Consider the following 4,134-nt stretch of genomic DNA (forward strand, 5'->3'; position numbering starts at 1 on the left):
AAGGCAGGAAGAGCATCTGACGAAACATCGGCCATGGCGTCCGCCGACAAGACCAGCTTCCCCTGACGAGCCTGACGCCGCCAATCCGAAAGCTGATGTCCCGCCAGATCATGTCGCCGCGCGACATCCACCACACGAACTCCAGGCTGAAAGCTCTCGGTGACGATCCGCGCTTTTACCTCATCCGGCCAGCGCCGGTATCCACGCGTCCGCTCCACAACCTCGATACAGCCACCAAATCCGTCCCCGCCGTCCGCCATCATAAGCTCCTTCTGAATGCTCAGAACGAGACTCGCCGCTGGCTCAGCGCGACGGAACCGCGGAAATCAATGGGGCGGGGACGGCGCTTACGCCGAAACCAGCTTGATCAAGACGGATACTCTAGTCTTGCCCGCCCGCGCTGTTTTGGAACTGGCAGGCCTGCCCGGCGGAGCGGCGCTTGCGACCCCAATGGCGGCTTTCGTAGTGGTAATGCTGTATTTCGGGCGGCGGCTCTATCGTATGTACTTCGAATAACACCGCCGCCCGAAATTGTTTTACGCTGGCTCGACAGCTCCACGCGACGGATTCGCTCCGCGCACCACGCCGAAGAAGTCGTCATACGCGACTTTACCCGTAGTCGCGCCCTGATAGGCCGGGCTGTCGGGTTGCGGAATCATAAACGTGGTCGCATTCGGATCCGATGCGTATTCTGGCTGCGGCAGCCCCCCGTTCTCGTCCAGCCTCCGCCGTCCTTCATAAAGCGGGATCCAATGTAAGGTCATATCAAGAGGCGCATCCGCAGTGATCGGCGTCGTGTGGATCGGAGCGTAGACGATGTTGTTCTCCACCACCGGATCAACAGGATATTCTCTAAACGTCTCAAGAATGGTGAGAGTGTCATCCCAAATATACTGATCCGTCCTCAAATCCCCAATGGAACAGTTGTAGAACTCAACGTGATCGTATTTGTTTCGCTCATCCAGATCCACAGAAAACGCTCTTTTGACGTGATGGCCGCCATCATTTTTAGAGTTACCTTGAACAGCGATCACGTTCCGCATTGTTACGCCTCCACGACTCGTGCCCAACATAGCGTCAGGTTGCGTAGTCGGCACGAAATGCATCTTGTCCACGACGACTTGGCTGGGGAAACTTGCGGTGCTTGAGTTTGCGGTTCCAAAGCCAAACCCACCACCTTCCGCGCGAAGACGATCAACGCTAAATTGACCGGCCACATCCTTGCCGCTGCTGTTCCAGCGGATACAAGGCTGATGCTCACCTCCGATCCACGAGTTGAAGGAGGCGAGGTCGCAGGACACAAAGCAATGTGGCTTGAACGCACCCCCAACTCGGAACGGGCCGTGGTCGGGAATGAACGGGGAAACATCCTCGAACTTTCCGCCTTCCGAGTAGGTGGAAGGATTTTGCTTAATTGAGGTACCTGAGAATCCTATCCATTGTTGTCCGCCACCAAGATATCCGTAGTTATGCCAGTTGGTAATATATGTATCAGAAACAACTATACTTTCGGACGCGCCCGTAAAAATTGGCCGGATCGTTGTGGACCATCCAGACATATGCATATCATGGATAGTGACATACGTTCCACTATCTTGGATGCTTATGGCATCGTTTGGTTTTATCGTATTTTCAGGGCGTCCTGCATCGTAAGGGCCACGCATATCGATGCCCCAAATTGAAATTTCGCCCGTGATGCCCCGGAACGTAAAACCGCGCCCGCCCCCCATGTTTTCTAGCCAAATTGGATCGCTGCCCTCTCCAAAAGCGCCGATCTGATAGTTGCCAGCGCTGTGCATGATGTCGAGGTTTTCCTGAAAAGTCTCGCCCCGACGCAGAAGGATGCGAGTATCCGCGCCACGGCCCTTTGCGCTTTGCGCTTGTAACATGCTTGTCACTTGCATTGCGCCATCCGGAGCGCCGTCGAAATTGCCGTTCTGCGACACACAAATGGTTCGAATTGCCGGGAAAGCGGCAGCAGGATCGGCAATGATCACATTAAAGGTCACCGTCGCGGCCTGCCCTCCATGCCGTGCAATGCAGTTCACGGTGTAAGTTCCAGGCATGTCCCATGTGTGCGTTGCCACAGGGCCGTAAGCAATATCGCGGTCATTCTTCCACGGGAAGTCACTTCCTAGTCGACTATATTGGCCGGGATCGCTGAATGACCAAGTGTAATGCACATCATGGTACGGTCGCGTCGTGTCAAATCCGAGGCCGAGTGCGGAGAAGACCATACCTGCCGGGGCAATCCCTGTATCGCGCGACTTCTCCAGCCGGATCGCAGGTTCAGCGCTGACGGAGGTCTCGACGTTCCGAACCGGCGTCCACTGGCCTGCCTCTACAACCGTGCTGACGTAACGACCCCAATCCAAACCTCCCTGCCCCCAAACCGGACGCACCCGAACGTCGTTGGATGTAGCTTTCAAGCCGCGAACATAACGGCAAGCATGGGAGCCAACGGAGCCGGCAAGCTCCAGCGGCATGACGACGCCGGCAACCTCGGCCTCAAACCGCAACAAGTCGTAACCCTCTCGGACAGGCGCCTCCGAGAACTCGATCTCGATCACATCGCCCGACAGGCCGGGGATCGCTCGTGCTGCCCACTGCCCTTCCATGAAACCTCCAACCTCGCCGCTTTCGACGGGGCTCTCGACTGCGCCTTGCCAGCTCTCTTGGCGAGCTCGGAGTGACACATTATTTTGTTTTGCGACGATATCAACAGGGATACCTTTGTTAACCCGGATAAATCATGAAGCTGTATTCTTCTGCTTAGGGGGCCGGTTACCTGGGCCTCGGGCTTGTCGCGCGCATCCGAGATCGGCGTCCGGTTGGCAGGCCGGCCGGTGACTTGGGTCTTGGGTGGTGTGGATTGATGTTTCGGGGTTGTCGGGGCGCTCGCGTCAGGCTGCTTTCGGTGGGGCAAGGGCGTCGAAGAGAAGGTGGAGAAGTCCCCGTCGCGGGCACGATGCCGGCAGCGTGATGATGATCCGGGTCTTCTTCTCGACGATGGTGGCGGCCAGCTTGACGAGATGCAGCCGCAGCGTGTCGAACTGGGCGCGGCGCCATGGTGAGCGCTTCGGGCAAGCCGCACGGAGCTTCCACCAAATCCAGTAGGCGCAGCCGTGCAGCATCAGACGCATCTGATTGGCGTTGGCTTTCGAGCACGACGTCCGGTCTGCTGCGAGGTGGGCCTTCCACGCCTTGATGTGTTTCTCGGCCTGGCCGCGAGCGGAATAGAGCTTCTCGTAAAGGTGCTTACCGCGGCCGCCCTCGAGATTGGCAGACTACACGACACAGCCGTTTTTGGGGTGGCCGAGACCGGCAAGACGGATTCTTCTGGTGGACTCGACCTCGCCAAAGGAACGGTCCCTTGAATATCCGTGCTCTCGCCGATCTCCAGAAAACGCTAACTCCGCATGTGCCGTTGGGCAAGTCACGGCTCGAGACGCTCTGCATGATCCTGCTTGGCATGATCAGCGCCCGAACGGTGAACCTGACGCATATCGCGAGCGAGCGGCCAAGTCGCGCCATGGTTGCATCGACCTATCGCCGTCTGCAACGCTTCTTCCAACACGTGTGCCTGCCCGAGGATTGGAGCGTGGGCATCGTGATCTCGCTGCTCGGCAATCCTCGCCCTTGGCATCTCTGTCTCGACCGCACCAACTGGAAGATCGGCAAGACCGACGTTAACGTCCTCGTGTTGGCCGTCATCACGGTCAAGTTCCGCGTCCCGCTGATGTGGACCATGCTCCCGCATTCCGGCAACAGCACGACCGCGCAGCGCATCGCGCTGATGAAGCGGTATCTCGCGTATTTCGACGCCTCAACCGTTCGGGTGCTGCTGGCGGATCGTGAGTTCATCGGTCAGGAATGGTTCACTTTTCTCGTCGAGCAGGAGATCCCCTTCGCGATCCGCATGAAGGAGGGCCAGATAGTCCGTACCAACGGCCGCGAGCTGAACCTGCGCTCCCTGCTGTCACGGTGCAGGGGTGTGCGGGGCTTCACGGCCGTCCTGCCTGGCAGAGCGAGTCACCCCGACCTCAAGCTCCACTTCGGTGCGCGCCGTATCAAGGGCGGCGAGCTTCTCGTGGTGGCTTCGCCCTATCCAGCCACTGGCGCGCACATCCTGCG

Annotated in this window: 3 protein-coding genes and 1 pseudogene; 1 reads left to right on the top strand and 3 read right to left on the bottom strand. The window is 58.3% G+C overall.

Annotated features, from left to right (window positions below; translation table 11 throughout):
- The 3 genes and pseudogenes from JSE7799_RS17975 to JSE7799_RS20175 all read right to left on the bottom strand — a co-directional run.
- The coding region (locus tag JSE7799_RS17975; RefSeq protein WP_144431795.1) for a transposase at positions 1–260 on the bottom strand (260 nt) is incomplete at its 3' end.
- A 276-nt stretch (positions 261–536) separates the two neighbouring features.
- The gene (locus tag JSE7799_RS20715; protein ID WP_144431796.1) at positions 537–2,618 is read right to left on the bottom strand and encodes a hypothetical protein; all 2,082 of its coding nucleotides are present in this window, start codon (positions 2,616–2,618) and stop codon (positions 537–539) included.
- 285 nt (positions 2,619–2,903) lie between these two features.
- A pseudogene (locus JSE7799_RS20175) lies at positions 2,904–3,281 on the bottom strand (transposase); the annotation flags it as partial.
- A 92-nt stretch (positions 3,282–3,373) separates the two neighbouring features.
- Here JSE7799_RS20175 and JSE7799_RS17995 point away from each other — a divergent pair.
- On the top strand, positions 3,374–4,134 hold a 761-nt coding region (locus JSE7799_RS17995; RefSeq protein WP_055664847.1), incomplete at its 3' end, for a hypothetical protein.

The sequence above is a fragment of the Jannaschia seosinensis genome (genome assembly GCF_001408515.1).
Classification (GTDB): Bacteria; Pseudomonadota; Alphaproteobacteria; order Rhodobacterales; family Rhodobacteraceae; genus Jannaschia; species Jannaschia seosinensis.

What these genes read in the sequence shown, in the direction of transcription:
- JSE7799_RS20715 (WP_144431796.1), bottom strand. Translation starts at nt 2,618, where the DNA reads ATGGAAGGGCAGTGGGCAGCACGAGCGATCCCCGGCCTGTCGGGCGAT.